This window comes from Streptomyces sp. NPDC001515 (assembly GCF_053597115.1).
In genome coordinates, this window is sequence record NZ_JBSFHN010000014.1 from 145,081 (window position 1) to 167,200 (window position 22,120).

Consider the following 22,120-nt stretch of genomic DNA (forward strand, 5'->3'; position numbering starts at 1 on the left):
GAGGCGCCAGCGCGGCAGGCCCCGCACACCGTGGTGTGAATCAACCACGCCCGGTACGCCGTGTCGGTGCCGGCCGGGCGGTGGCGGGGGCACTCGCACGCCGGGTACGCGGAGTGCTGCTCCGCCTCCTCCAGAGGCACGACCTCCGTTTCCGGCCGCACGACACGCACCGTGCCCGCTTGGTTCACCTCGTACACCTTGATCGTCATCGACATGTGATCGCCCCACGTTGGTTGGTGTCGCTCCCCACTCTCAGGGCGCACAGTGAACTGCGGGATGACCAGCGGGGGTTACCGACCCGGTAATACACTCGTTGTCCCTCCAGCAAGGCGCCCACGTGTGCATAGGATCGCGTCGGAAGTCGGACCATGGATGCCACCACCCCCGGCCTACTTGCCCCCGCTGTGCTCGACAGAGACGACGTCCGTCGAGCCCTCGCGGAGCACGACTTCGCCGCCGTCTTCACCCTCATCAAGAAGTGGGGCGGGCTCTCCCAGAACCGCATCGCCTCGGCATGCCAGCTGACCCCCGGCAAGGTCTCCACGATCATCAGCGGCAGCCAGCGCATCACCAGCTTCGACGTCATCTGCCGAATCGCTGACGGTCTCGGCATTCCGGGCCACCTGCTCGGCCTGGCGCCCCGCCCCTGGGAGCAGCACACCGACCAAACCCAACGGCCGGCGACGCACCGCGACCGGCCCGACGCAGACGAAATCCCCTGGAGGCCAGACGCCACCGTCGACCTGGCTGCACATCTCACCAGGAGCGATCTCGTGATGGACCGCCGCGCACTCGCGCGCGCACTGGCCAGCGCCGCCACCACCGGCGCGGCCCTGCTCGACTCCCTCGAAGGGTGGCTCGTCCCCACCAGCGCGGCCAGCCCGGCACCCCGTCCGGGCCGCCTCGGCGCCCGGGACGTCGAGGAGCTGGAAACGACGGCGCGGGCCTTCCGCCAGTGGGACCACCGGTACGGCGGCGGCCTCCGCCGGAAGGCCGTCGTCGGGCAGCTGTCCGAAGTCGCTGCCGCGCTCGACGAGCACCAGGCGCCCGCCATCGAGGTGAGCCTGTACCGGATCATGGCGCAGCTCGCTGGGACTGCGGCCACGATGGCGTGGGACTCGGGGCTGCACCGGCGGGCGCAGGACTACTACCGGCTCGCGCTCCGCGCAGCTCATGCAGGGGGCGACGTGGTGTTCGGCGCGAACGTGCTGGCCGGGATGGCGCGGCAGATGCTCTACGGGAACCGTCCCGACGATGCGCTGCAACTGATCAGCCTGGCGCAGGAAGGCGCCCGCAACATTGCCGGTCCCCGGGTCCGTGCCATGCTCCACACTCGGGAGGCGTGGGCCTACGCCGCTCAGGGGCGGCACGTGGGATTCCAGCGCGCCACGGCGCGCGCAGCCGAGGCCCTGGCCGAAGCAGACGGGCACGAAGAGCCGCACTGGATCGCGTACTTCGATGAAGCCGAGCTCGCCGGGGTGACCGGCGGGCGCCTCCTCGACCTGGCGCGCAGCGACCCACGGAAGCACGCCGAGCCAGCGGCCGCAGAAATCCGAACGGCCCTCGCGCTGCGGGGTACCGAGGCCGGCCGGTCGCACGCTCTCGACCGCATTGGCCTAGCCGAGTGCCACTTCCTTGCAGGGGACATCAGCGGAGGCGCCGTGGAGGCACGCCGTGCTGTGGAGGCCGCACGCGGCACCCAGTCCGCGCGTGTTCGCGGCCAGTTGGGGCAGCTCTACCCCTACACCGTCGGCCACAGCGCCTCGCGGTCTGTGCGTGAAGCGCGGGATAGTATCCGCGACCTGCTGGCGAGCTGATGAGGAGCACCGGATGACGACCCTGGCTGTGACCGGGCACATGGACCTGACGGACGAGAGCGTGCCGCTCGTGCGTACCGCCCTGCGCGCTCTGCTGTCCCAGTACGGCGAGGAGCTGACCGGGGTCTCGTGCATCGCGGCCGGGGCGGACACCCTCTTCGCGGAGGAGGTCACCGCCGCCGGTGGGCGTCTGGTCGTCATCATCCCGTCCCAGGACTACCGCTCCCGCAAGGTGCAGCCGGAACACGGGCCCGTCTTCGACCGTCTGGTGGACGCCGCTGCCGAGGTGCACACGTTGCCGTGCGAGACGGCCAACCGGGCGGCCTATGAGGCGGCCAACGCCGAACTCTTGAAGCGCGCTGATGTGCTCGTAGCCGTCTGGGACGGCGCCCCTCCGTCGGGGAAGGGCGGCGGTACAGCCGACACCGTGGTGGAGGCCCGTGCGGCAGGACTGCCGGTCGAGGTGGTGTGGCCGGAAGGGGCGTCCCGCAGGGGCTGACCCCGGACATGACGAAATCGCCCCCGCCCGGCTGAAGCCGGGGCGGGGGCGGTGCTCAGGGGTGTGGGGGTGTGGCGGTCAGGGCGCCCTCGACGCGGTCGACCGCATCGCGCAGGCTGGCCCCGGAGTTGGGGTGCAGCTCGTGCTCGACGCGGCCCAGGCGCTCCTCGATCCCGTCGAGGCGGGCCATCACCCCGGGCCGGGCCGGTACGCCGGCCCGGCCCGGGACGCCGTGCCAGTCGTCCACGAACTCGTCCACGCGGAGCACGATGCGGCGGACGCCGCGGGTCATGCGCCACAGCAGCCCGAGCGCGGCCGCAACGGCGGCCGCCGCAACGGACCAGATGACGAGCGCGTCCACAGCGACGACCCCGGTAGTGCTCACTCGCGGCTCCCGTACATGCCGCGCGGGGTGTGCCGCGCCTGGTACCCGGCGAGGAACGCGAGGCCGGCCGGGACGAGCGCGAGGAGCGGGGCCTGCAGCCAGCTCGGCAGCGGGCCGAGCAGCGTGCTGTCCGCCTCCACCGCGTTGAGGACGGCGACGGCCAGGCCGACGACGAACGTCACCGCCGTGCTCGCTTTGACCTTGGTCTCGATCGGTGCAGCCATGGTCAGGCCCCCTTCTTCACGAGCGCGGTGAGTTCGGCCATCGCCGCGGTGAGCTTGTCGACCTTGGCGGCGGTCTCGCGCTGCTCCCGGCGTACGGTGTTGGCCGCGTTGTAGATGGAGCGCACGTACGACGCGAGCGACCAGAACTTGTTGGTCTTCACGTTCGGGTCGTCGGCCGGCGCCTCGATGTGGTCGCGGTAGAGAACGGCATCGCCGATCTCGTTCTTGCTGTATCCCGCCATGGGGTTGTCCTCCTCTGATGTGGACGTGGCCGGACGGGGGGCACCCTTCTGGACCCACGCGTACAGCGGGCCGCCAGGGCACGCCGTGGCGTACCCGTCGCGGTGGCCCTTGATCTCGTTGCCCGCCCCGTTCTTCCGGAGCAGGTCGATGCCGTCGCGGATTGCGGACAGCATCGCGTCGGTCGGCTCGGTCAGCCCTGACGAGCCGACGAGCCCGACGATCGCGTAGTGCGCCCGGTTCAGCGCCTGGTTGCCGTTGGCCCCGGTCCGCTTCCCGAGCCCGCGCCCTTCCAGCAGGTAGCCGTGCGGGCAGGCCGCGTAGTTGTACGCGACGTCGGAGTAGTTCTCGGCCTCGTTGGCGAGGTGGCTGGCCCGGATGTTCTTCCACTGTTCGACACACAAGGTGTGGTCGACGGCCAGTCGGGTACTGACGGCCGTCCCCTCGTAGTGGATCTTGACGCCGTTGGTCGTGGGCTGAGATGGAGCGGCCGATGCGGGCCAGCCGAGCTGCGCCCGGGTGATGAGCTTCAATGTGGGTCCTTCCGCCGCCAGGGCATGAGAGAGCCCCGGGCCGGACGGCGCGGGGCGGGGGTGAGCGTGGGTCAGACGACGGGCTCGTAGACCCAGATGATGAGCTGGCAGTGCGCGCCCACGGCGGTGACGGTGCCGGTGCCGGCCGACGTCCTGGCGGCCGCGAGTCGGATGGTGTGGTTCCCGGCCGACAGGTTCGTCAAGTCCCACTGCCTGCTCGGCGTGCCCATGGCGCCTGCGGTGTTGTCGCCCCACCGGGCGAAGGTGGGGTTGGTCGCGCCGTCGAGCGTGAGCTGCGCGGAGCAGAACGACCCGGCCGTCAGGGTAGTGCCACCGACGAGGAAGTTGACCGAGCCCTCGGCGATGATGCGGGCGCCGGCCGTCTCGATGGGCACGGTGATCTCGCACCCCGGGATGAGGGTCGTCGTCCCGGTGACCGTGAGGTCCCCGGTGCCCGCCGCTGAGATCGGCTCCGGGCGGAGCCTGTTGAGCATGCGGGCGGTGACGCTCTGCCCTGCGTAGATGGGCATGTGGTCCTCCTACAGGGCTGCGCGCATGGGGTAGGTGAGGGAGAGTTTCTCGCCAGCGGCCTGGGCCTTGACGATGCTGTTGCGGGACCGGTCGACGTACAGAGTCTGAGAGTTGCCGGTGCCCGAGCAGCCGTGCACGCGGACCACCTCGCCGCCCACGCTGGCGTCGAAGGGGAACTCGTCCCCGTTGTCCGTGCCGACGAGGTTGTCCGTGCGGGCGAGGCGGACATCATCAGCGATCCACCACTCCCCGACGGTCCACGCGGAGCGGCCCTCGATGAGCAGCCGCACCCCGGTCATCCCGGCCGGCGCGGTGCCGGTGACGGTGACGCGGACCCATCCGTCTCCCGCGCGGGTGTCGACCCCGGGCCCGGACACGTTGGTGGTGGCGCCGCCTGCGTCGCGCCAGATGAACGCGGCCCGCATGTTGTTGATGGCGGCCCCGCCGGAGAGGACCCAGGCCGTGCCGACCCACGTCTGCCCCGCCGCGCAGGGCACCCACCCGTTGTCGTCGAGGAGATTCAGCGTGCCCGTGTCGGTGGGGTGTACGCGGGTGAGCCGGACGGCGCCATGCCCGGAGCGCACGATGGTCCGCTCCCACGACGTGACACCGATCGACGTCCCCCGCGAGCAGCGCCAGGTCCCGATCCCCGCCTCGAACCCGGGGTCCGCGATCTGGTTGGGGGCGCCGGTGATCCAGCGCGGGCCGGCCGTCGTGGTGACGGACAGGGTGGTGGCCGTCGCAGTGGCTGCCGCGGCCAGCTGGCACCCGGCGGTGTCCGCCTTGCCTCGCGTCGGGTCCTCCACCGTGCCGACGGTCCAGGGCTCGCCGGGGACGCAGGTGTAGGTGATGGTCCAGGCGGTGGCGCCTACCTCCTCCTCGTAGCCGGTGACGATGAGGTCGACATCGCCAGGCTGCTGGTCGGCCGGGACGTTCTGCAGGCGGATCAGGTCCCCGATGTCCACGGCCATGGCGTCGGCCGCCTTGGCGTAGGCGCGGGGGTTCCCCAAGTTGACGGTGATCTTGGTGTAGCGCAGGCCGTCGAACGTGCCGACCGACAAGCGCCAGTACGCATGTTGGAACGTCTGCGCGTCCCGGGCCAGGGACAGTTCGGGGGCGACGTCGTACCGGCCGATCGCGTCCACCGACAGTGGCCCGGTCGTCTGGACTGCGGTGGCGGACCCCCCGCCCCGCCGCCGGACCGTGACGTCGTTCTCGGTCAGCTTGTCGTCGGGCAACGGGTCGAACGGGGCTGAAATCTCACCATGAGCGAAATCCAAAACGAGGGTCGGATCCTGGCTGTAGAGGGTGGCGCGGGGGCGGTACAGCAGGGCCCGCGCGTCGCGCCGTTCCAGCGCCAGGCCAAGATCGGCCTCGGCGATCGTGGTCAGGGTGTCGAGGAACGTCTGCGGCTCCTGGACGCCGAGCTCGGTCGACGTGTCCGAGGGCCCGGCAACCGAGGCGGGTATGCCGTTCTCGGCCGAGAGGCGGAGCGCGCGGGCGGCCGCAGTCTCGCCGGGGAACCCGAGGAGCGCGGTGTAGACCGCGCTGGCGGCCGGGGCGGTGGCGCCCCACGCCGTGATGTAGCCGAGGGACAGCTGATTGCTGAGCCCCCACGCGTAGGAGATCTGGGCGAGCGGGCGCCCGACACCGGACGCCGACCCGGTGGCGACCTGGGCGCCGTCCACGTACAGGGTCCACGTCGTGCTACTGACGCCCGGCGCCGTGGCGAGCCGGACATGGTGGGGCCGGTTCTCGAAGAGGGCGGGCAGGGCCAGGTCGGCGAGGATCGATGTGGAGCTGGCGTCGGTGGTGTAGACGTCCCTGGTCAACTGGACTTTTGCTGGGCCGACGAGGAACAGCAGATTCCAAACGGTGCGCGGGGAGCTGTCGGAGCCGAGCCCGCTGTCCCGGATGCTGGGGAACTCTGCGGTGGTGACACCGCCGCGGACGACGTCGACCGACCAGGCGCCCGAAGGTGTCGGGGTTCCGAGGGTCGCCAGGATCTGCCCGGTGCCGGCCTCGTCGGTGAGCAGCGTGGGCTCGAGCCAACTGGCGACCGAGCCCTTCCCCCATTTCGGGGGCACGTCCCCGGTGAACTTCGCGGCGGGCGACCCGAGGAGGGCCGCCGCCTGTGTGGCCTGCTCGCCGTCGGTGAGCGGCCAGCACTCCACCGGCGCAGCGCCGAGGATGAACCGGCGTAGTGCCGAGTCGAGCGGCCGTGTGCCGGAGTCGAGGCGGCGCATGATCCCGGCCGGTGTGATCTGCACCGTGCGGTCCGCCCCCGACAGGTCTCGGGACGGCGGCCACGCCGGGACCTCTCCCTCCATCCGGACGCACCGGTTCGCCAGTGAGGCGGTACCGCTCAGCGTCCAGGGGAGCCCGGTGCCGTCGGTGAACGCGGTCGCGCCGACGGCGGCCTGCCGCTCGGGGGCGACATCGACGCGCAGCGCACCGCCGATCCCGGCGTAGACCTGCAGCGCGTACACGCTGCCCTGCAGGCGCAGCAGTCCGGACGTGCCGTCGGCCGTGGTCGTGAGGACGTTGTCCCCGATGTGCAGGGGCGCGGTCGCGTTGTAGAGCGACGTCGTGCCTGCGGCCGTGACCGGGGTGCCGAGGCGGACCCACATGCCGCCGCGGCCGTGTGCCACCCAGAACTGGGCCGTGCAGCCGGCCGAGCCGTTGTCGACGTCGAGGGTGGCGCGCACGCGCAGGCGCTGCCCGGCCGTCGCCGGGATGGGGACGGTGCTCACGGCGTAGCGCTTGTCTGCGCCGAGCCCGGTCGGGGACCAGCGCAGGACGAGGCGTCCGGCGGTGTCGGTCTCCAGGGTCCAGGCGAGGTTGCCGCCGGTGGCGTAGCGGGCGGCGAGCATCTGCGGGCTGGACCAGGAGGTGAGGGCGATGTCCATCCGGACGTCGATGTCCGCGGTGATGTCGAGGACAGCAGCGTCCGGGGTGGACAGTGCGTAGGTGCCGGTGGGCAGGGCCAGGTACGGGCCGCCGGCGTTCACGGAGAACCGCCACGGGGTGTTGCGGCCGACCTTGCCGAACAGGGCGCTGTTCGGGTTGCGGGGGCTGTAGTCCCCGGACCGGTTGTCGAGCGTGGCGGTGGCCGTGGTGGGGTCGGCGCGGGCCCCGAGCCTGGGCACGCCGCGGCTGATCTTGACGGCGGAGGTCTCCCGCATGGAGCTGCTGATGTCGTGCCACGCGCCGTTGTAGTAGATCTCGGTGACGCGGGGCGGCGGCAGGCTGGGCATGGGGTCTACCCCTCTCCGAGTCGGATGACGGATCCGCCGGCTCTGTCGCGGACGATGTTGCGGAACCACTGGACGAACTCGCTGTCCGCGCCGCTGATCTCGAGGACGTGGCGTACCTCGAGGGTCTGGACCTTGGCGGTCGACGGTGCGGCGGTGCCGGTGGTGATGAGCTGTTCGAGTTTGGACAGTGGCAGGACGGCCTCGTCCTCGCGGCCCTCGCCGATCATGGCGAGGGTCGGGCCGGTGGTGATGCCGCCCTCGGCGAGGTACGGGATGTCGGGCGTCGACAGCGTCACGGACGGGATGTCGACGCCGAGGAAGCTGCCGCCCCCGAGCGTGAACGACAGCCCGTTCCACATGCCGATCAGGGCGTTGACCGCGCTCTTGAACCCGGACGTGATCGAATTCCACATGCCCTTGGCGGCCTTGGCGATACGGCCGGGCAGACCGGCCACCCAGGACACCATCTGACCCAGCCACCCGGCGACCCGGCCCGGGATTTTCCCGAGCCAGCCGACGGCGGCCAGCACGGCGGAGACGGCTCCGCTGACCTTCGCGCTGACCCAGTCCCAGGCGGCGCCGGTCTTGCTCGTCACCCACGCCCAGGTCGCGGCGGACGTCTTCGTGATCCAGGCCCAGGCTGTGCCGAGCTTGCCGGTGATCCAGGCCCAGGCGGCGCCGGTGGCGGCTGAGACCTCGTCCCACTTGAGGATGATCAGAGCGAGGACGGCGATCAGGGCGACGATGCCGAGGATGATCCACGTGACGGGCGAGGCCGCCATGGCGGCGTTGACCCCCCAGACCGCCACGGCAAAAATCCCGAAGGCGAGGGCCAGGCCGAGCACGACGGGGACGAGGTAGCGCATCAGGTCCTGGTGCTGGGTCATGAACACGCTGACCTTCTGGATGACCGGCAGGAACGCCTCGCCCAGGCCCTGCGTCAGGGTCCGCATCGCGGCATCCATCTGCTGCGCAGGGTCGTTCTTCATGCTGTCGGTCAGGGCCTTGGACGATCCGGCGGCCTGGTCCATGCCGGACGACGCGGCGGCGCTCGCCGGGTCCAGGGCGAAGAGCGCTTTACCCAACACGTTGCCCGGGTCGCCGAACAACGCGGCGGCCGCGTTGAGTTTGACCTGCTCGGAGCTGGTGCCACGCAGCTTGTCCATCGTCATCTGCAGGGCCTTCTCGGCGGACTTGCCACCGGCCCCGATGAGCTTGGCCATGGTCTTGCTGTTCAGGCCGATGGACTTGAACGCGTCGTCGACTGGGGCGCCGCCCGCAAGGGCGCGCTCGCCGAACTGGCCGATGGCGTCGGCGACCTGGTCCATGTCGCGTGCGCCAGCCTTCACGGCCTGGGCGATCAGGCCGAAAGCTGTCTGGCCGTCCAGGCCGACGCGGCGGAACTGTGTGCTGTACTCCTGCACGGTGGGGATGACGTCGTCGCGCAGCTCGGCCGGCACGGTCTGCATGGCCTTGGTGACGAGGTCGAAGCCTGCGGTCGCGTCGTCGACGAGGCCGGTCTTGATGAGCTGGCCGACGGCGCCGGTGGCGTCGGTGACGTCGACCTCGAACCGCTTGGCCAGGGCCAGGGCGCCCGCGCTCATGTCCTCGAGCTCGGCATCGGTGAACTCGCCCAGGTCGCCGATGCTGTTCTGTACTCCGCCGAGCGCGGTGGTGACGTCCTCGAGGGACTCGCCGAACCCCTGGCTGAACACGTCCCCGGCGACGTCGCCCGCGCGGGCGGCCTCGGCGGAGGTGAGGTTGTACTGATCCTGCAGGGTGGAGCGGGCCTCTTGGATGTCCATGGCCGAGGTGAGGCCCATGACGAACACGCCACCGGCCACGGCGCCCGCGGCGGCCGCCGGGCCGCTCAGCTTGTCGAGCTTCCCGGCGACCTGGTCGGTGCCCTCGTCCACTCCGGACGCATCCATGCCGATGCGCACCAAGAGTTCGTCCAGCACTGTCATCGTCTGACCCGCCCCTTCTGGTCCTGCCGGTCGTACGCGGCCTGGATCCCCTTGACCGTGGCCAGGAGCTCACGGCCGGTCTTGTGCGGGCGGGCCTTGCGGCTCCACTGGATGAGGTGGTCCTTGAACTTGGGCCGCTTGCCCTTCTTCATGTGCGGGGCTGCGACGTCCATCCCGAGGCGGGCGAAGAGGGCATCGAACCTCTGCGGGCCGGCCGGGCCGTAGAGGTTCTGGTACGCGATGAGGCGGATCATCTCCTCCTCGGCGAACCGGTCGAGGACCTCGGCCGGGGTCATTCGGAAGGTCACGGCCAGGTCGTATTGCAGCCTCAGCTCTGGCCGTCGCCGAAATCCTTCTCGGCCGCCGCGATCTTCTGGGTGTAGTCCTTGTCGTCGTCGGACAGGTGCCGCACCAGGGCGAACAGACCACCGACGATTCCGGCCGACCTCCGCGACAGGATCGAGATCCCTTCGCGGAGATCGGGGAACACGAGCTCGTCGGTCTCCTGGTCGCGCAGGGCCTTGGCGACGATCTCCGCTTTGTTCGACTTGATCGTCATCTCCATGCTGGTCGCCTCGTCCCGGCGGGTCAGCTTGGACATGCGGTTCTGGTACTGCTCCCAGTCCCCTGACGGCAGGCCGGTGACGACGAACATGTGGCCGGGCGCCCACTCGGGAATCTCGACGTCCTCCTGCCGGCGGATGTCCTGGGCCTGGCGGATGAGGTCCTTGAGAGATGCCATGGTCGTGGTGCTCCTGATCAGCCGGTCGCGGTGAGGGTGGGCTTGCCGGAGATCTTGACGGTGCAGGTGCGCTCCATCTTGTCCTCCGTCGGGTACTCGTCGCCGAGGTCGGTGATGAGCCCGGAGAAGTCCCAGGTGTGCTCGTCCGGATCGCCCGGCAGGATGACCAGCTGGTAGGCCCGCAGGTCGTCCTCCTCGAAGTCGGCATCGAGCGCCTGGTGGGTGATGTTGCCGGGGTCGTAGTTCAGCGTCAGCTCGACCTCGCCGCCGTCCTTCAGTCCCTTGATGAACTCCCTGTATTTGTTCGGGCTGTCGTGCGCGGTGACCTCGATGGCCTCCCGCTGGCGGGACGGTCCGCTGATGTCGGTGCAGTTGGCGATCACGACGAAAGCGCCGGCGCCCGTGGAGTCGCGGAGGAACTGCGTTCCGAGCGCGTCCTTACCTGCCATGTCAGGCTCCCAGTGTGAAGACGGCGACGGTCACGGACGTGACGGCGTCGTAGGTGATCGCGGCCCGGCCGGTGGCCCCGCGGAAGAGGTTGGTCAGCGGGATGATGCCGCTCTTCCCGGCGGCCACGACGAGCGTGGCGTCCGCGACGGCGTGGCCGGCCACGGTGCCGGGGGTGGCGATGGTGACGGTGCGGGACGCGGCCCCGCCGTTGACGACGAGGAGGAAGGTCCCCGGGCCGACGGGGGCGGTGTCTCCGGCCCCGGCGGCCGCGACCGCGGACGCGGTGATGTCCGCGATCCCGCCGACGGTCGCGGCCAGGGTCGCGCTGAGTGCGGCCATGTCGATGCCCTTCTGTGCGTGCGACGGACCGGGCCGAGGGGCCCGGACGGGAGGGTGTGGGGTCAGGCCGGCAGCTGCTCGGTGACGACTCGGTAGCGCAGGACCACGTGCCGGATGTCGCCGGGCGGCTCCGGGTCGGTGAGTGTCTGGCTGAACTCGTACCGCGTCACCACGTGGGCGAGGCCGGGGACGGTGAGCGGCTGGTGGTCGAGCAGCGCGGTGATGCGGGCCGCGATGGTCAGGCCCTGGGAGTGGCCGCGGTGCTGCGTCCACACGTGCAGGGTCATCACCGTTTCCCGGCCGTAGCGGTCGTGCGCGTTGCCCGGCGTCTCGAGCGACTCTCCGACCACGACGAACGGATACGCGGCCGCCTCCGGGACGTAGTCGTACACGCCGGAGACCGCGGCCGTCAGGGCGCTGTCGCCGCGCAGGACGTCCAGGACGGCGCGCTGCAGCGGCAGCATGGGGGACGGGGCCGTCGTCATCGCAGCGCCCTCCTGACCTCCTCGGTGAGGCGGCCCCGGTAGCGGCCGCGCTCCGCCTCGAGCGCAGGCCCGAGAGAGGGCCGCGCCGGTCGGCGCCGCGTGCCCGCCTCGAGGTAGCGGGCGTAGTAGTCGTCGGGGTCGTGCCATCCCACCGTCGCGGTGAACCCGTCGTCCTCGTACTTGGCGTCGACCTTCCGTTCGAGGTTGCCGGACGCCTTGGGCACGTCCCGTTTGGTGTCCGCCACCACCGCCTCGGCGGACTCCTTCACTGCCTTTTTGATCGCGGCGAGGACCTCGGCGTCCACGTCTTCCAGCTGCTGGCGCAGCCGCGCGAGGCCCTGGATCTCCACCGTCATCCCGGAGCGGGCCACGGCGTCACCTCCTCTTGAGCAGCTTGCGGATTTCGTACAGCTCCCCGGCCACGGCGAGCACCGCGTAGACCAGGCGATCGGCGGCGTTGAGTTCCATGTCCCGGTGTTCGGCAATGCGCCGGCACTCCTGCGGGTCCGTCGGCGGCGGCAGCCTGACGTCGTCCACGTTCATCTCCCTTCGGTCTGGCGCAGCTCGCACAGCGCCTTGGTGTAGCGGGGCCCGGACGGCTGGACCACGGCGTGCACGCTGTACTCCTGACCGGCGCCGCGCAGCTCGTCGCCGCGCTGCACGTCCGCCGTCGGCAGGAGATAGATGCTGTGGGTGAGGGTGGCCCCGGACTGCTGGGCGAGGGTCTGGTCCGTGGCCGTGGGCTGGTCGACCTTCGCGCCGACGTCGCCCTGCGGCATGAGGGTGACGTCCTGGCCGCCGTATCCGTCGTCGGCCGTCACCGGGCGCCAGACCTGCAGCGTCCGGGTCAGCCACCGCCCGATCACGTCTGCGCCCGGTAGGTGCCCAGCGTCCGCCGGTCGGCGATCGTGAGCTCCATGCCGAGCGCCTCGGTGTTGTACGACCGGGAGTGATCGCCGAGGGATTCGGCGGAGAGGCCCTCCGGGTTGGCCCAGCCGACGCCCGCCAGGCGCAGACCGATCCGTTTCAGGGCGGCCGGCCACGTGTCGTATCCGGCGGTGTATTCGACCTCGACCACCTGGTCCCCGGCGGGCCACTCGGCACCGCGGCGGCTGAGAATGCCGGTCCGGGACCAGGTGTAATCCTCGTCCTTGCCGTGGACGAGGACCTCGTCTCCGTCGGTCAGCGTGACCTCGAGGACCGCGGTCACGGGCCACCGGGGCAGGATTAGGCGGCGGCTGCCGGTTGCCGCCTGGTACCGGGAGTCCTCGACGGTCGGGCCGTCCAGGAGGACGGTGTCCGTCGAGGACTCCAGCGCCTGCCCGGCCTCCTCCTCGATCACGCCCTGCGCCAGCTCCAGCAGGAGCTCGGCGGTGGCGGTCTCGTCGTCGGTGAGCGCGGCGGGCAGGCGCAGGAACCGGCGCAGCTCCTCCGGGGTGGCGATGGCCATCAGTCGCCGTCGCTGTCGCGGGCGGCCTCGATCGCGGAGACCACCGTCTTGAGGATGTCGGCCTTGGTGGTGGCGGCGCCCAGGTCGATGTTGTGCTCGGCGGCGTACGCCTTGAGCTCCTCGACGTTGCGCCGCTCGATCGGCTTCTCGGCCGGGGCCTTCTTGGCTGTCTTGCGGGCGGGCCGGTCCGTGTCGGCGTAGACGCCGTACCCGCCGTCGACCAGGGCGCGGGCCTCGGCGTCGTCGAACTCGGCGGTCTCGCCGACGCCGACGGACCGGTCCGGCCCGGCGTACAGGGACATCATCGTCACGCGCTTCATGTCGTCCCCTTCCTCTACTTGGGGGCCACGCGCGGGCTGCCGCGCAGGACCAGGGCGGAGCAGGGGAGCACGGGCGTGGTGCCGGTCGCCGCTTCGATCGTGACGCGGATGTACCGCTTGCGGCCGCGGTAGCCGATCTCGTACACCGCGGCGTCGTTCGCCGTGGTGACGACCGGCGCGGCGCCGTCGAGGTCGGCGGCCGCGACCGCGGTGAAGTCGCCCGGAGTGGTGGTGTCGGACTCCTGCACCTGGAACGTGAACGACGGCGTGGTGCCGGTCGCGGTGCCGGTGTCGATGACGACCATGGCCCGGTGGAAGTTGGCCAGGTCGACCGCGGCGCCGTCGACGGCCGCGGACTGCGCCGCGGGCGCGAGGGACTGCGCCGCGCTGATGTTGTTCTTGAGGTCTCGGCTCACCGCCGGGCCCTCCTCTCTCGGTTGGTGGAGCGGGGGCGGAAGATCAGGCGGAGCACTTGAGGCGGACGAACGCCTCGGCCAGGACCGGCATCCCGTCGACCTCCTGGCGGCCGATGAACCCGACCTGATTCGACTCGGCGTACAGCTCGACGAGGCGCTGAATCTCGAGGTTCAGCGCCTCGGCGATCCAGTAGTGGGAGAAGTCGCCGATCATCCCGGAGTACAGGCCGTCGGTGAACGTGTTCGGGACGAACTCGGAGACGACGTACGGCACGTCGAGGATGGTGTCCGGGCGGTCCGCGGCGAGGCCCGGCTGCCAGATGTAGTTGCCCTGGCCGGCGCCGCCGGTGTCGTCGCGCAGCTTGCGCACGTCGCGGATCGCGTCGCGGTGGAACAGCCACCGCGCCTTCGCCCAGTACGCGGCCTTCAGGGTGTACTTGGCGTCGATGAGACCGTCCCCGGTGAAGCCGGTCGCCGACCCGGTCGCGACGTCGCGGGACGTCGGGATGCCGTCCGAGCTGGCGGTGAACAGGCCGAGGGGCTTCTTGTTGCCGTCCCCCGTCATGTACGCCTTCTCCTGCGTGACGCCGAACTTGTACGCCAGGCGCTGGCGGACGATGTCCTCGGCGCTGCCCGAGGTCAGGCGCAGCAGCTTGCGGGAGACCTTGACGCGCTTGGCGATGGGGTTCGGGGAGAGTTCCCGCTTGCCGAACCGCATGCTGTCGTCCTGGCTGCCCGTGGCGAGTTCGGTGGTCCACTCGGCGTCGTTGAGGTCGATGTCCAGGGAGGGCACGCCCAGGCTGTCGGACGCGGTGAGCTGCTGGACGGTGGCCAGGCCGCGCAGCGGGACCGCGTCGTCCACGGCCTGGATGAGGGCGTTGACCCACTGGATGGGCGCGGTGAGGTAGCCGCCCTCGGGGTCGTTGCCCGCCTGCAGGGCGCGGGCCTGCGTCTCGGTCAGGGCCTGGCGCCCGCCGAGGAGGTAGGTGCGCAGCGCGCCCATGGCGGCGTTGTCCCGGTCGCCGCCCTGCGGGTCCTGGTCGGCGTCGAGGTCGGCGGCCTGGCGCTCGTCGTCGCGCAGCCGCTCGGCCCGTGCGATCGTCTCGTCGAGCTGGTCGCGCTCGTCCATGAGGCGGTCGAAGGAGCCGGTCTCCTCGGCGGTCATGGCGCGGCCGGCCTTGGTGGCGTCGTCCATGATGGCGGCGGCGTCGGCGCCCAGCTTGGTGCGCTTGGCGCGCAGCTCGCGGATGTTCATCAGTAGTTCCCTTCGGGGTGTGGCTGGTGCCCCGCGCGGCTGCGCGGCGCGGGGGGTCAGATTCCGGCGAGGCGCCGGAGCCGGGCGTGGTCGACGTGGGAGACAGCGGCGGGCGCCTGGCGCTCGTCGTCCTCGGCGTCGTCGGTTCCGCCGGCGCCGTCGAGGAGTTCCTGCAGGGCGTCGCGGGCGTTGGTGACAAGGCTCTTGTTCTTCTTCGACAGGACGGCCCCGGCCCGGATCAGTTCGCCGGGGCGCAGGCCGTCGAGCGCGCGGACCAGGGCGAGTTCGCGGCCGGACTCCACGACGGCGTTGGGGTCCATGGGCAGCGGGACGGCCGAGACCTCGAACAGCTCCCAGCCCTCGGGGACTCCGGCGTCGTCGATGTTCCAGACGTCGAACCCGATGCTGAACGCGTTGAGGTAGCCGCCGCGGTACTTCCGCTCAACGGTGCGGGCGAACTCGTCCTCCTGGTCGAACCGCACGTCCATGAGCAGCCGGTCGCCGTCGATCCACGTTTCCTCGGACCGGCCGATCGGCAGACTGTCGCGACCCCAGTAGTTATGGCCGTAGCCGACCACGGGGTTGGACTGGAACCGGCCGAGGTCGGCGCCGTCCATCGTGAGGTTGAGGCCGTCGCCCTTGCGGCCGGCCGTCGCTGCGACGATCCGCAGCGGGCCCGGGTCGGCGCCGTCGGCCGCCTCGTCGTTGTCGGCGCGCAGCACGTAGCCGCGCAGGTAGTGCCGCGTCATCGGTCCCTCCTGGGCTCGGTGATCATTCGGTTTCGCGGCGCCGCATCCTGCTGGCGCCGTGCGGGCACGAACCGGACCGGTCCGGCCGGGATGCCATCGGTGTGCGGGGCGGCGCTGCAGGAGGTGTCTGTGTGCCACCACGCGCCGGACGGTCCGCGTTCGGCCGGGCCGCCGCAGACCGAGCAGGCCCCCGGTTCCATGCCGGCGCTCACAGCGGCACCACCTGGCAGTCGCACCCGGCGTGAACCGGCGGGTGGAATGTGTTCCGCTTCGCGGTGAGCTGCTCGCCGTCCTCGTCGCCCTCGAGGCTCTCGCCCTTGGCGATGAACGCGTCGTCGATGTTGCGGACGGCGCCGTCGAGTTTCTTGCAGTACGGGCAGTTCTCGGAGCCGCGGGCCACCCATTGCACCCGCGTCACACCGGCCGCACGCCACGTCTCGCGCGCGGCCGCGTTCGGGAGCTGACTGGTCTGCCACGTGGTGACGCGCTCGGGCTGCTCGGCCTTCCAGCGGGCCAGGCGCTCGAGGACGTCGGCCACCACCGACTCGGCGTTGTCCGCCTTGTCCGTGACGTTGCGGAGCTGTCCGTACGAGGACGACACCTGGTACTGCGTGTGGGCCAGGGCGTAGGCGCGGGCCCACTCCGTCAGGTCCACGGTGTCCTCGTGGCCGACCTCCTCGGCCGCGTCGGCCGAGACGTCCGCGGCGAACAGCTGGAACAGCGGCACCCACAGGGCGGCCAGGCGCTCGGCTATCGGGCCGTCCGCCGCGTACAGGGCGTCCAGGCCGGAGAGGAACGAGGCGATGGACCGTGTGCCGGTGCGCCCGCGCTGCGGGTCGAGGTGCTCGGCGAGCAGCTCGGTGACCTTCTCCGACTCGAGGGCCACGATCTCCGTGACGCTCGCTTCGATCTTCGGCGCGTACTGGTCGGCGAGCTTGTCGCGGAGCACCGCACCGCGGCCGCGCATGAGGCGGGCCGTACGCATCGCGGCGGACTCGAGCGCCGGGGCGGCCGAGCGTCCGGCCGGCACCATGTTGAGCGGGACGAGGTAGTCGTCCCCGCCTTCCACCGGGTTGAGGTTCTCCTTGTCGCGGACGTCGTTCGCGGACAGCCATCCCCACTGGCGGCCCACCGCGTACGCCTGGTACCGGGCGAGGGTGTCGCCGCGTAGCAGCGAGTCCACCAGGTGCTCGGCGTAGTACCGGCGCCGCTCCTCGGGGAGGAGCAGCTGCGTGACGATCGCCTGCTCCCACCTCACCAGCCAGATGTTCAGCGCGGATGCGACGTAGTCGAGCTGCTGCTGCTCGATGTTGGAGAACGTCGACCGCTCGAGGTCGCCGATCTTGTGCGGTGGCAGACGCAGCCACCGCGCGATCTCGGTGACCTGCAGCTTGCGCGTCTCGAGGAACTGGGCGTTGTCGTTGGGGATGCCGACCTGCTGCCAGGTCACCCCCTCCTCGAGGATCGCGACGCGGTGCGCGCGGTCGATGCCGGAGTGGATGTTCTCCCAGTCGGCCGCCATGCGCTTGCGGGCCTCGGGTGAAAGGTTCTGCGGGTGGGACAGGGCGCCGCCCGGGGCGCCGCCGTTGGAGAAGAACTTGGCGCCGTAGTGCTCGGTGGCCAGGCCCAGCCCGATTGCGTTCGCGGCGTGTTCGACGATGGAGTACCCGCGTACCCCGTCGAACCCGAGGCCGGCCACGTGCAGGACCTCGTCGTCCATGAGCGTCGCGCTGATCCCGTTGACCTCATCGCGGTACTGGTACAGCCGCCGGAAGGCCCCGGGCCCGGTCCGCTTGATGCAGATGCGCAGCCGGTCGGGGCGCAGTGGCCAGATCTCCTCGATCACGCCGCTCTGCTTGTTGGTGACGAGCTGGGCCACGCCGTTGCCCCACGTGAGTGCGTGGCCCTGCAGCGTTTCGCGCAGCTGCACGGACGTCATCATCGGGTTCGGCTGGTCGTGCAGCAGCCCGTACAGCGGGTGGTCCTCGGCCCGTTGTTTCCCCCGGCCGGGCATCCGCTCATACAGGTGGAGCGGCAGACCGGCGAGGTCCTCGGACAGGACCCGCACCCCGGCGAAGAACGGGGCGTACTGCAGGGCGGTGTCCTGGTCGACGCGGATCCCGGCCGAGTTGGCCGAGCCGCCGGAGAACCACTCCTCCACCCATCGCTCGGGGGTGGCGATCCCGGAGAGCGGGCCGGCCGTCGCGCGGGCGACGGATCGCAGGAACCCCATGTCAGCCTCCCGTCCGGGCCTTGATGAGCTGATCCGTGCGCGTGGCCCGTTCGGCGGCGAGGGCGCCGCCCACGCCGAGGACGAGCAGGACCAGGCCCGCGGTGGCGAGGCCCAGCCAGGGGGCGAGCAGGCCCAGGCCGCAGCCGAGGCACGCGATGCCGAGCAGGGCCAGGACGTCGTAGCGGTCCACCGCCACCTCCCGTTGGGTCACAGGGACATGCCCTGGGTCTCGTAGATGGACGGAGCGGGAAGGCCGCGCATGGAGCCGTCGATGGCGAACAGCAGCGAGGGCATCCCGTCGATGCGCTTGCCGGTCTTCCCGCGGTCCGGCTTCACCGGCCGGATACGGTCGGGGTCGTCCCGGGGGCTCTTGCACTCGAGGTTGTCGGCCATCCACCGGGCTACCGGATTCCCGTAGTGCGCGTACTCCCGGGCCTTGAGGCCGCGCATGAACTCCGCCATCGGCGGCGTCATCCGGCTGTACGTGGTGTCGGACTCCACGGTCTTGAGCCGGGTCCGCTTCTCGATCTCCTGACGGACGGGCTCGCCGCACCACTTGTCGTACGTGATGTCGACGATCCGGTACAGCTGGTGGTCCGTCTCGATGTCGTCGTAGATCGTGTCGTAGTCGATCGTGTCGCCGTCGGTCAGCGTGACCCAGCCGTCGCGCGCCCACTCGGAGAACGCGCCGCCGGTGTGCTCGTCGAGGTGGTCGGCGATGGACTCGGGCGCCCAGAACCGCCACAGCATCGACCCGTCGGGGAACAACAACGTCCAGGCAGTCAGGTCGAGTTTCGAGGAGAGGTCCAGCCCGGCGAACCCGCGCTGGCCCTCGAGGCGCCCGGCGATCCATCCGGGGTGCGGAGCGATCTCCCGGGCGTTCATGTCCCACAGGTCCATCGGGATCCACCGAGTCACCTGGGAAACACGCTGGTTGAGGCGGAACTGCCGGAACCCGTTCTCCGCGGAATGGTTCTGCTGGGCCTCCTCGGCCTCCTCCCGCAGCGACTGGATCGACAGGAAGTTCCCCAGGCCCGGGTTGGGCCAGGACCAGTTCGCCTCGTCCCACGGATCGATCGAGACGGGGAGCTCGGGCCGGGCCGGGAACAGGCGCCACAGCCGCTCGAGCTCGTCGACCGTGCGCGGCATCTTCCGCACAAACGCGAAGTGGTGCGGGGCCCGTGCCGGGTCCTCCATGACCCGGTCGGCCTCGTCGATGAACTCGGCCCCGAACGACACCTGGTCGGACGTCTCGGTCGTGATCGCGATCATCAGCGGCTGAGTGCGCGCACCGGCCGCCGTACGCATCGCCTTCCACAGCGAGTCGTCCGGCTGGGAGAGGACCTCGTCCAGGATGAAGCAGTGCGGCGAGTGGCCGAGCTCGTTGTCCGCGTCGGCCGGGATGACCTCGTAGTGGGAGCCGGTCTGCTCGTCGACCAGGCGCCGCTGGTTCTTGATGTGGTCCAGGCGGGCAGCGAGGACCGGCGACTTCCGCACCATCTTGGTGCAGGGCTCGAACACCTTCCCGGCCTGGCGGGTGTTGGCGGCCGCGCCGTAGATCTCCGCGGACTCCTCGCCGTCCCCGACGAGCATGTACAGCGCGATCCCGGACAGCAGCGCGCTCTTGCCGTTCTTGCGGGCCATGACGATCGTGGCCCGGGTGTAGCGGCGGACGTACCGGCCCCACTGGTCCGACCAGTGAACCTCGCCGAACAGCGGCCGGATGATCTCGTGTTCCTGCCACGGCGCCAGCTCGAACCGGTGATTCGCCAGCGCGCCGGCAGGGTGGACGAGGAGCTCGGCGAAGAACTTCACGACGCGGTCGGCGCGCGGCTCGCAGTAGTGCGCGCCCGCGCGTTTGCACGTCTTGCCGTCCAGGGTGTAGCCGCAGGGCCCGCCCTTGCGCGACCGCGGCCGCCACCGCTTGGTGTGGTCGATGCGCAGCGCACGCCGGCGTCCCGGCGGGCGGGTGGCGGCCTTGGACCGTGCGGGCCTCGCGGTGGTCTGCGCAGCCATGACCACCCCCAGGGATCAGGACAGCAGCCGCTCCGCTCCGGCCGGGTCCGCTGCCGGCGAAATGTTCAGCTGGCTGCGGTCGGACGGGGTCAGGCCGAACCGGGCGCCGTACCGCTGGACCTGGGCGTCGGCCGCGTCGAGCGCCAGGAGCCACGGGTTTTTCCCCTGCCGGTGGCCGGTCAGGTCGCCGTTCTTGTTGTAGACGGGGAGCTCCACCACCGCGCCCTCGGCGGCGACATGCGCGGCAGCGTCGCGCCGACGGACCACGGCGTCGCACCAGTTGGCGTACGCCTCGACGTCCCAGGCGGTGAGGACTCCCTTGGCGGCGAGGTCCTCGGCAAGGTGCTCCCACACCTCGAGGGCCTCGGTGCTCAGCCAGTCGGGCGGCCGTACGTCGAGGGCGTCGGGCTGCGGCTCGGCGGTGTTGATGCGGTCGCGCCGGTCGCCGTGCAGCACGCGCAGCGCGGTGGGTTTCGGAGCGGGTCCACGCCTGCCCATGATCACCCCCAGTGGTCACATGTGGTCACACATTGTTACGGCGGGCGCCCTGGTACGGCGGATCCTGAAACCTGTCAGCGCGGGAGGGGGCTCCCCCCCGCGTTCCGCGGGGCCCCGGGCCAGGAATTCAGGCCCCCCTACCCCGTAACTCTCAGTACTCCGGCCCGCGACGGTTCCACCCGCCGGCCTGGTGCTTGGCCGTCTCGGCCGAGTGGCAGGAGTGGCAGAGCCCGCGGCCGCGCCGGGGGTCGTGGTCGTCCAGGCCGCGCGCGATCAGCTCGCGCTTGGACAGCGGCCAGTGGTCCGCGTGCTCGCTCGGCGCCCTCCGGCACAGCACGCACACCGGATCGCGGGCCAGGACCCCCGCACGGAACCGGCGTTCATGCTCTCGCCCGTACCCCTGCGCAGCAGCGGAGGGACGGGGACGGGGCCGGGCGCAGCGGGGGCACTTCCCGGACCCGGGGGTGGGGGTGCCGGGGCAGCCTGGAGTGGTGCAGGGCCTCGGTGCTCGCGTCGGCATCGGTCACCTCCTGGTGCGTGTTCCCTTGGGTCAGGGGGTGGTCGGGGTGCTCGCGTCTCCCGCAGTGGGCTCGGTCTCGCCTCCGGTGTCGGGGTACTCCCGGGTCGTACTGAGGTACTGGCCGGCCGCGATGAGGAGTTCGCCCAGGCGGGCGCGCAGCTGGTCCTCGGAGATCACCCCGTCGGTGATGTCCAGGTCGATCGTGCCGAGGCTGCGCCCTGCGAGGTCGTCGCCGAGGACGGGGACGGTCAGTTGGACGGGCACCGTGATGCTGAACGCCATGGGCGCGCCTCCTGGGCGTGCGTGAGCCCGGCCTGCGTGGTGCGGGCCGGGCTCGGGTGGTCGGGTCAGAAGTCGGGGCAGAGGTGCTTGTGGGTGACGGTGAGGATCTTCTTGGCCGTGGCGAGGCCGTGCCCGTCGGGGTGGGTGGGGCTGGACCACCGCTGGTTGGTCTGGTCGGCCTGCTTGGCCTCGTCGCCGGGGAACCGCTTGATGAGGCCGCAGGTGTCCGAGCCGCGGCTGACGGCCTTCTCGGTCTTGCCGTGGACGATGTCGCGGTCGATGGCGTCCAGGGCCTTGATGTAGGCGGCGGTGGTGGCCGCGTCCGGCCGGGGCGGCAGGCCGGCGGCCTTGCGTGCCGCGTCGATGTCGGCCTGGTTGACCGTGGCGCTGGGCTCGGGTGCGGCGGCCTTGTCGTCGCTGTCGCTGCTGCACGCGGTGAGCGTGGCGGCGAGCAGGCAGACGGTGATGGTGGCGGTGCTGCGGATGCGCATGATCCCCCCCTGGGATATGTCAGACGTGGGGGAGATCGTGTCACGGATGTGAGGGAGCTGTGAGGGACTCGGGGAGGCCGAGCAGGCGCAGTGCGCGCCCGCGGGTGGCTACCTCGGCTCTCGCGACGGCCCCGACGCTGTACAGGGGGTGGCCGCGCTCGGTGAGTCCGCAGGGGGCGATGTGGCCGCGGGTGCGCCACTGGCGGACGGTCGCGGGCCGGATGCGTGCGGCCCCGGCGGTGAGGGCCTGGCGGGCGCGGTCGGCCTGGGCGGCGGCCTGGGCGGTGGTGAGCAGCGTGGGGGCCATGACCCTCCGTCCGGGCGTACGAAAGCCCCTGACCGCCGGTCAGGGGCTCGCTGGGCACACGTGTGGTGCTGGCAGCAGTGTGACGCCAAATGGTGATCATGTCCAGCGGGACTC

At 71.2% G+C, this 22,120-nt stretch carries 29 protein-coding genes; 2 read left to right on the forward strand and 27 right to left on the reverse strand.

Going from position 1 to position 22,120, the window contains the following annotated elements:
• Nucleotides 1-368: 368 nt before the first annotated feature.
• Both ACWCXC_RS16985 and ACWCXC_RS16990 read left to right on the forward strand, forming a co-directional pair.
• Nucleotides 369-1,817, forward strand: coding sequence for a helix-turn-helix domain-containing protein (locus ACWCXC_RS16985; RefSeq protein ID WP_450889497.1), 1,449 nt, complete (start codon nucleotides 369-371; stop codon nucleotides 1,815-1,817).
• A gap of 13 nt (nucleotides 1,818-1,830) precedes the next feature.
• Complete coding sequence (locus ACWCXC_RS16990) at nucleotides 1,831-2,316, forward strand: hypothetical protein (RefSeq protein WP_450889499.1); 486 nt, start codon at nucleotides 1,831-1,833, stop codon at nucleotides 2,314-2,316.
• 55 nt (nucleotides 2,317-2,371) lie between these two features.
• On the opposite strand, the gene ACWCXC_RS16995 is transcribed toward ACWCXC_RS16990, so the two are convergent.
• From ACWCXC_RS16995 to ACWCXC_RS17125, 27 genes are all read right to left on the reverse strand, one after another.
• Nucleotides 2,372-2,701 (reverse strand): hypothetical protein, encoded by a 330-nt coding sequence (locus tag ACWCXC_RS16995; protein ID WP_450889501.1) that lies wholly within the window; start codon nucleotides 2,699-2,701, stop codon nucleotides 2,372-2,374.
• On the reverse strand, nucleotides 2,698-2,925 hold the full coding sequence (locus ACWCXC_RS17000) for a holin (RefSeq protein ID WP_450889503.1): 228 nt from the start codon (nucleotides 2,923-2,925) through the stop codon (nucleotides 2,698-2,700). The genes ACWCXC_RS16995 and ACWCXC_RS17000 overlap by 4 nt, the downstream gene beginning before the upstream one ends.
• Before the next feature lie 2 nt (nucleotides 2,926-2,927).
• Entirely contained in the window at nucleotides 2,928-3,698 is a 771-nt protein-coding gene (locus ACWCXC_RS17005) for a peptidoglycan recognition protein family protein (protein ID WP_450889505.1), read from the reverse strand.
• Between the two features lie 71 nt (nucleotides 3,699-3,769).
• Nucleotides 3,770-4,228, reverse strand: a complete 459-nt coding sequence (locus tag ACWCXC_RS17010) for a hypothetical protein (protein WP_450889507.1) — start codon at nucleotides 4,226-4,228, stop codon at nucleotides 3,770-3,772.
• A 9-nt stretch (nucleotides 4,229-4,237) separates the two neighbouring features.
• Entirely contained in the window at nucleotides 4,238-7,486 is a 3,249-nt protein-coding gene (locus ACWCXC_RS17015) for a hypothetical protein (RefSeq protein WP_450889509.1), read from the reverse strand.
• Between the two features lie 5 nt (nucleotides 7,487-7,491).
• Complete coding sequence (locus ACWCXC_RS17020; protein WP_450889511.1) at nucleotides 7,492-9,453, reverse strand: phage tail tape measure protein; 1,962 nt, start codon at nucleotides 9,451-9,453, stop codon at nucleotides 7,492-7,494.
• Nucleotides 9,450-9,761: a phage tail assembly protein T gene (locus tag ACWCXC_RS17025; RefSeq protein ID WP_450889513.1), complete on the reverse strand. Its 312-nt coding sequence runs from the start codon at nucleotides 9,759-9,761 to the stop codon at nucleotides 9,450-9,452. The genes ACWCXC_RS17020 and ACWCXC_RS17025 overlap by 4 nt, the downstream gene beginning before the upstream one ends.
• A 20-nt stretch (nucleotides 9,762-9,781) precedes the next feature.
• Nucleotides 9,782-10,195: a hypothetical protein gene (locus ACWCXC_RS17030; RefSeq protein ID WP_450889515.1), complete on the reverse strand. Its 414-nt coding sequence runs from the start codon at nucleotides 10,193-10,195 to the stop codon at nucleotides 9,782-9,784.
• Between the two features lie 17 nt (nucleotides 10,196-10,212).
• Nucleotides 10,213-10,644 carry a phage tail tube protein gene (locus ACWCXC_RS17035; RefSeq protein ID WP_450889517.1) on the reverse strand — a complete coding sequence of 144 codons (432 nt, stop codon included), beginning with the start codon at nucleotides 10,642-10,644 and terminating at the stop codon, nucleotides 10,213-10,215.
• A gap of 1 nt (nucleotide 10,645) precedes the next feature.
• Entirely contained in the window at nucleotides 10,646-10,984 is a 339-nt protein-coding gene (locus ACWCXC_RS17040; protein ID WP_450889519.1) for a hypothetical protein, read from the reverse strand.
• A 62-nt stretch (nucleotides 10,985-11,046) separates the two neighbouring features.
• A complete protein-coding gene (locus tag ACWCXC_RS17045) occupies nucleotides 11,047-11,469 on the reverse strand; it encodes a DUF3168 domain-containing protein (RefSeq protein WP_450889521.1) in 423 nt (140 codons plus the stop codon).
• On the reverse strand, nucleotides 11,466-11,840 hold the full coding sequence (locus ACWCXC_RS17050) for an HK97-gp10 family putative phage morphogenesis protein (RefSeq protein WP_450889523.1): 375 nt from the start codon (nucleotides 11,838-11,840) through the stop codon (nucleotides 11,466-11,468). Before ACWCXC_RS17050 ends, ACWCXC_RS17045 begins: the two co-directional genes overlap by 4 nt.
• A 4-nt stretch (nucleotides 11,841-11,844) precedes the next feature.
• Complete coding sequence (locus ACWCXC_RS17055) at nucleotides 11,845-12,006, reverse strand: hypothetical protein (RefSeq protein WP_450889525.1); 162 nt, start codon at nucleotides 12,004-12,006, stop codon at nucleotides 11,845-11,847.
• A 2-nt stretch (nucleotides 12,007-12,008) separates the two neighbouring features.
• Nucleotides 12,009-12,335: a phage head closure protein gene (locus ACWCXC_RS17060; RefSeq protein ID WP_450889527.1), complete on the reverse strand. Its 327-nt coding sequence runs from the start codon at nucleotides 12,333-12,335 to the stop codon at nucleotides 12,009-12,011.
• Nucleotides 12,332-12,919 carry a hypothetical protein gene (locus ACWCXC_RS17065; RefSeq protein WP_450889529.1) on the reverse strand — a complete coding sequence of 196 codons (588 nt, stop codon included), beginning with the start codon at nucleotides 12,917-12,919 and terminating at the stop codon, nucleotides 12,332-12,334. Before ACWCXC_RS17065 ends, ACWCXC_RS17060 begins: the two co-directional genes overlap by 4 nt.
• Nucleotides 12,919-13,239, reverse strand: coding sequence for a hypothetical protein (locus tag ACWCXC_RS17070; RefSeq protein ID WP_450889531.1), 321 nt, complete (start codon nucleotides 13,237-13,239; stop codon nucleotides 12,919-12,921). Before ACWCXC_RS17070 ends, ACWCXC_RS17065 begins: the two co-directional genes overlap by 1 nt.
• Nucleotides 13,240-13,253: 14 nt before the next feature.
• Nucleotides 13,254-13,655 (reverse strand): hypothetical protein, encoded by a 402-nt coding sequence (locus ACWCXC_RS17075; protein ID WP_450889533.1) that lies wholly within the window; start codon nucleotides 13,653-13,655, stop codon nucleotides 13,254-13,256.
• 43 nt (nucleotides 13,656-13,698) lie between these two features.
• Nucleotides 13,699-14,910: a phage major capsid protein gene (locus tag ACWCXC_RS17080; protein ID WP_450889535.1), complete on the reverse strand. Its 1,212-nt coding sequence runs from the start codon at nucleotides 14,908-14,910 to the stop codon at nucleotides 13,699-13,701.
• A gap of 56 nt (nucleotides 14,911-14,966) precedes the next feature.
• On the reverse strand, nucleotides 14,967-15,659 hold the full coding sequence (locus tag ACWCXC_RS17085; protein WP_450889537.1) for a hypothetical protein: 693 nt from the start codon (nucleotides 15,657-15,659) through the stop codon (nucleotides 14,967-14,969).
• A 208-nt stretch (nucleotides 15,660-15,867) separates the two neighbouring features.
• Nucleotides 15,868-17,892 (reverse strand): phage portal protein, encoded by a 2,025-nt coding sequence (locus tag ACWCXC_RS17090; protein ID WP_450889539.1) that lies wholly within the window; start codon nucleotides 17,890-17,892, stop codon nucleotides 15,868-15,870.
• A gap of 1 nt (nucleotide 17,893) precedes the next feature.
• Nucleotides 17,894-18,103 (reverse strand): hypothetical protein, encoded by a 210-nt coding sequence (locus ACWCXC_RS17095; RefSeq protein ID WP_450889541.1) that lies wholly within the window; start codon nucleotides 18,101-18,103, stop codon nucleotides 17,894-17,896.
• On the reverse strand, nucleotides 18,100-19,908 hold the full coding sequence (locus ACWCXC_RS17100) for a terminase large subunit (protein WP_450889543.1): 1,809 nt from the start codon (nucleotides 19,906-19,908) through the stop codon (nucleotides 18,100-18,102). Before ACWCXC_RS17100 ends, ACWCXC_RS17095 begins: the two co-directional genes overlap by 4 nt.
• A 15-nt stretch (nucleotides 19,909-19,923) precedes the next feature.
• Nucleotides 19,924-20,406: a phage terminase small subunit P27 family gene (locus tag ACWCXC_RS17105; RefSeq protein ID WP_450889545.1), complete on the reverse strand. Its 483-nt coding sequence runs from the start codon at nucleotides 20,404-20,406 to the stop codon at nucleotides 19,924-19,926.
• 151 nt (nucleotides 20,407-20,557) lie between these two features.
• Nucleotides 20,558-20,743, reverse strand: coding sequence for a hypothetical protein (locus ACWCXC_RS17110; protein WP_450889547.1), 186 nt, complete (start codon nucleotides 20,741-20,743; stop codon nucleotides 20,558-20,560).
• Nucleotides 20,744-20,956: 213 nt separating this feature from the next.
• Entirely contained in the window at nucleotides 20,957-21,208 is a 252-nt protein-coding gene (locus ACWCXC_RS17115) for a hypothetical protein (RefSeq protein WP_450889549.1), read from the reverse strand.
• A gap of 65 nt (nucleotides 21,209-21,273) precedes the next feature.
• On the reverse strand, nucleotides 21,274-21,699 hold the full coding sequence (locus ACWCXC_RS17120; protein WP_450889551.1) for a hypothetical protein: 426 nt from the start codon (nucleotides 21,697-21,699) through the stop codon (nucleotides 21,274-21,276).
• Between the two features lie 40 nt (nucleotides 21,700-21,739).
• A complete protein-coding gene (locus tag ACWCXC_RS17125; protein ID WP_450889553.1) occupies nucleotides 21,740-22,006 on the reverse strand; it encodes a MerR family transcriptional regulator in 267 nt (88 codons plus the stop codon).
• Between the last annotated feature and the right edge of the window lie 114 nt (nucleotides 22,007-22,120).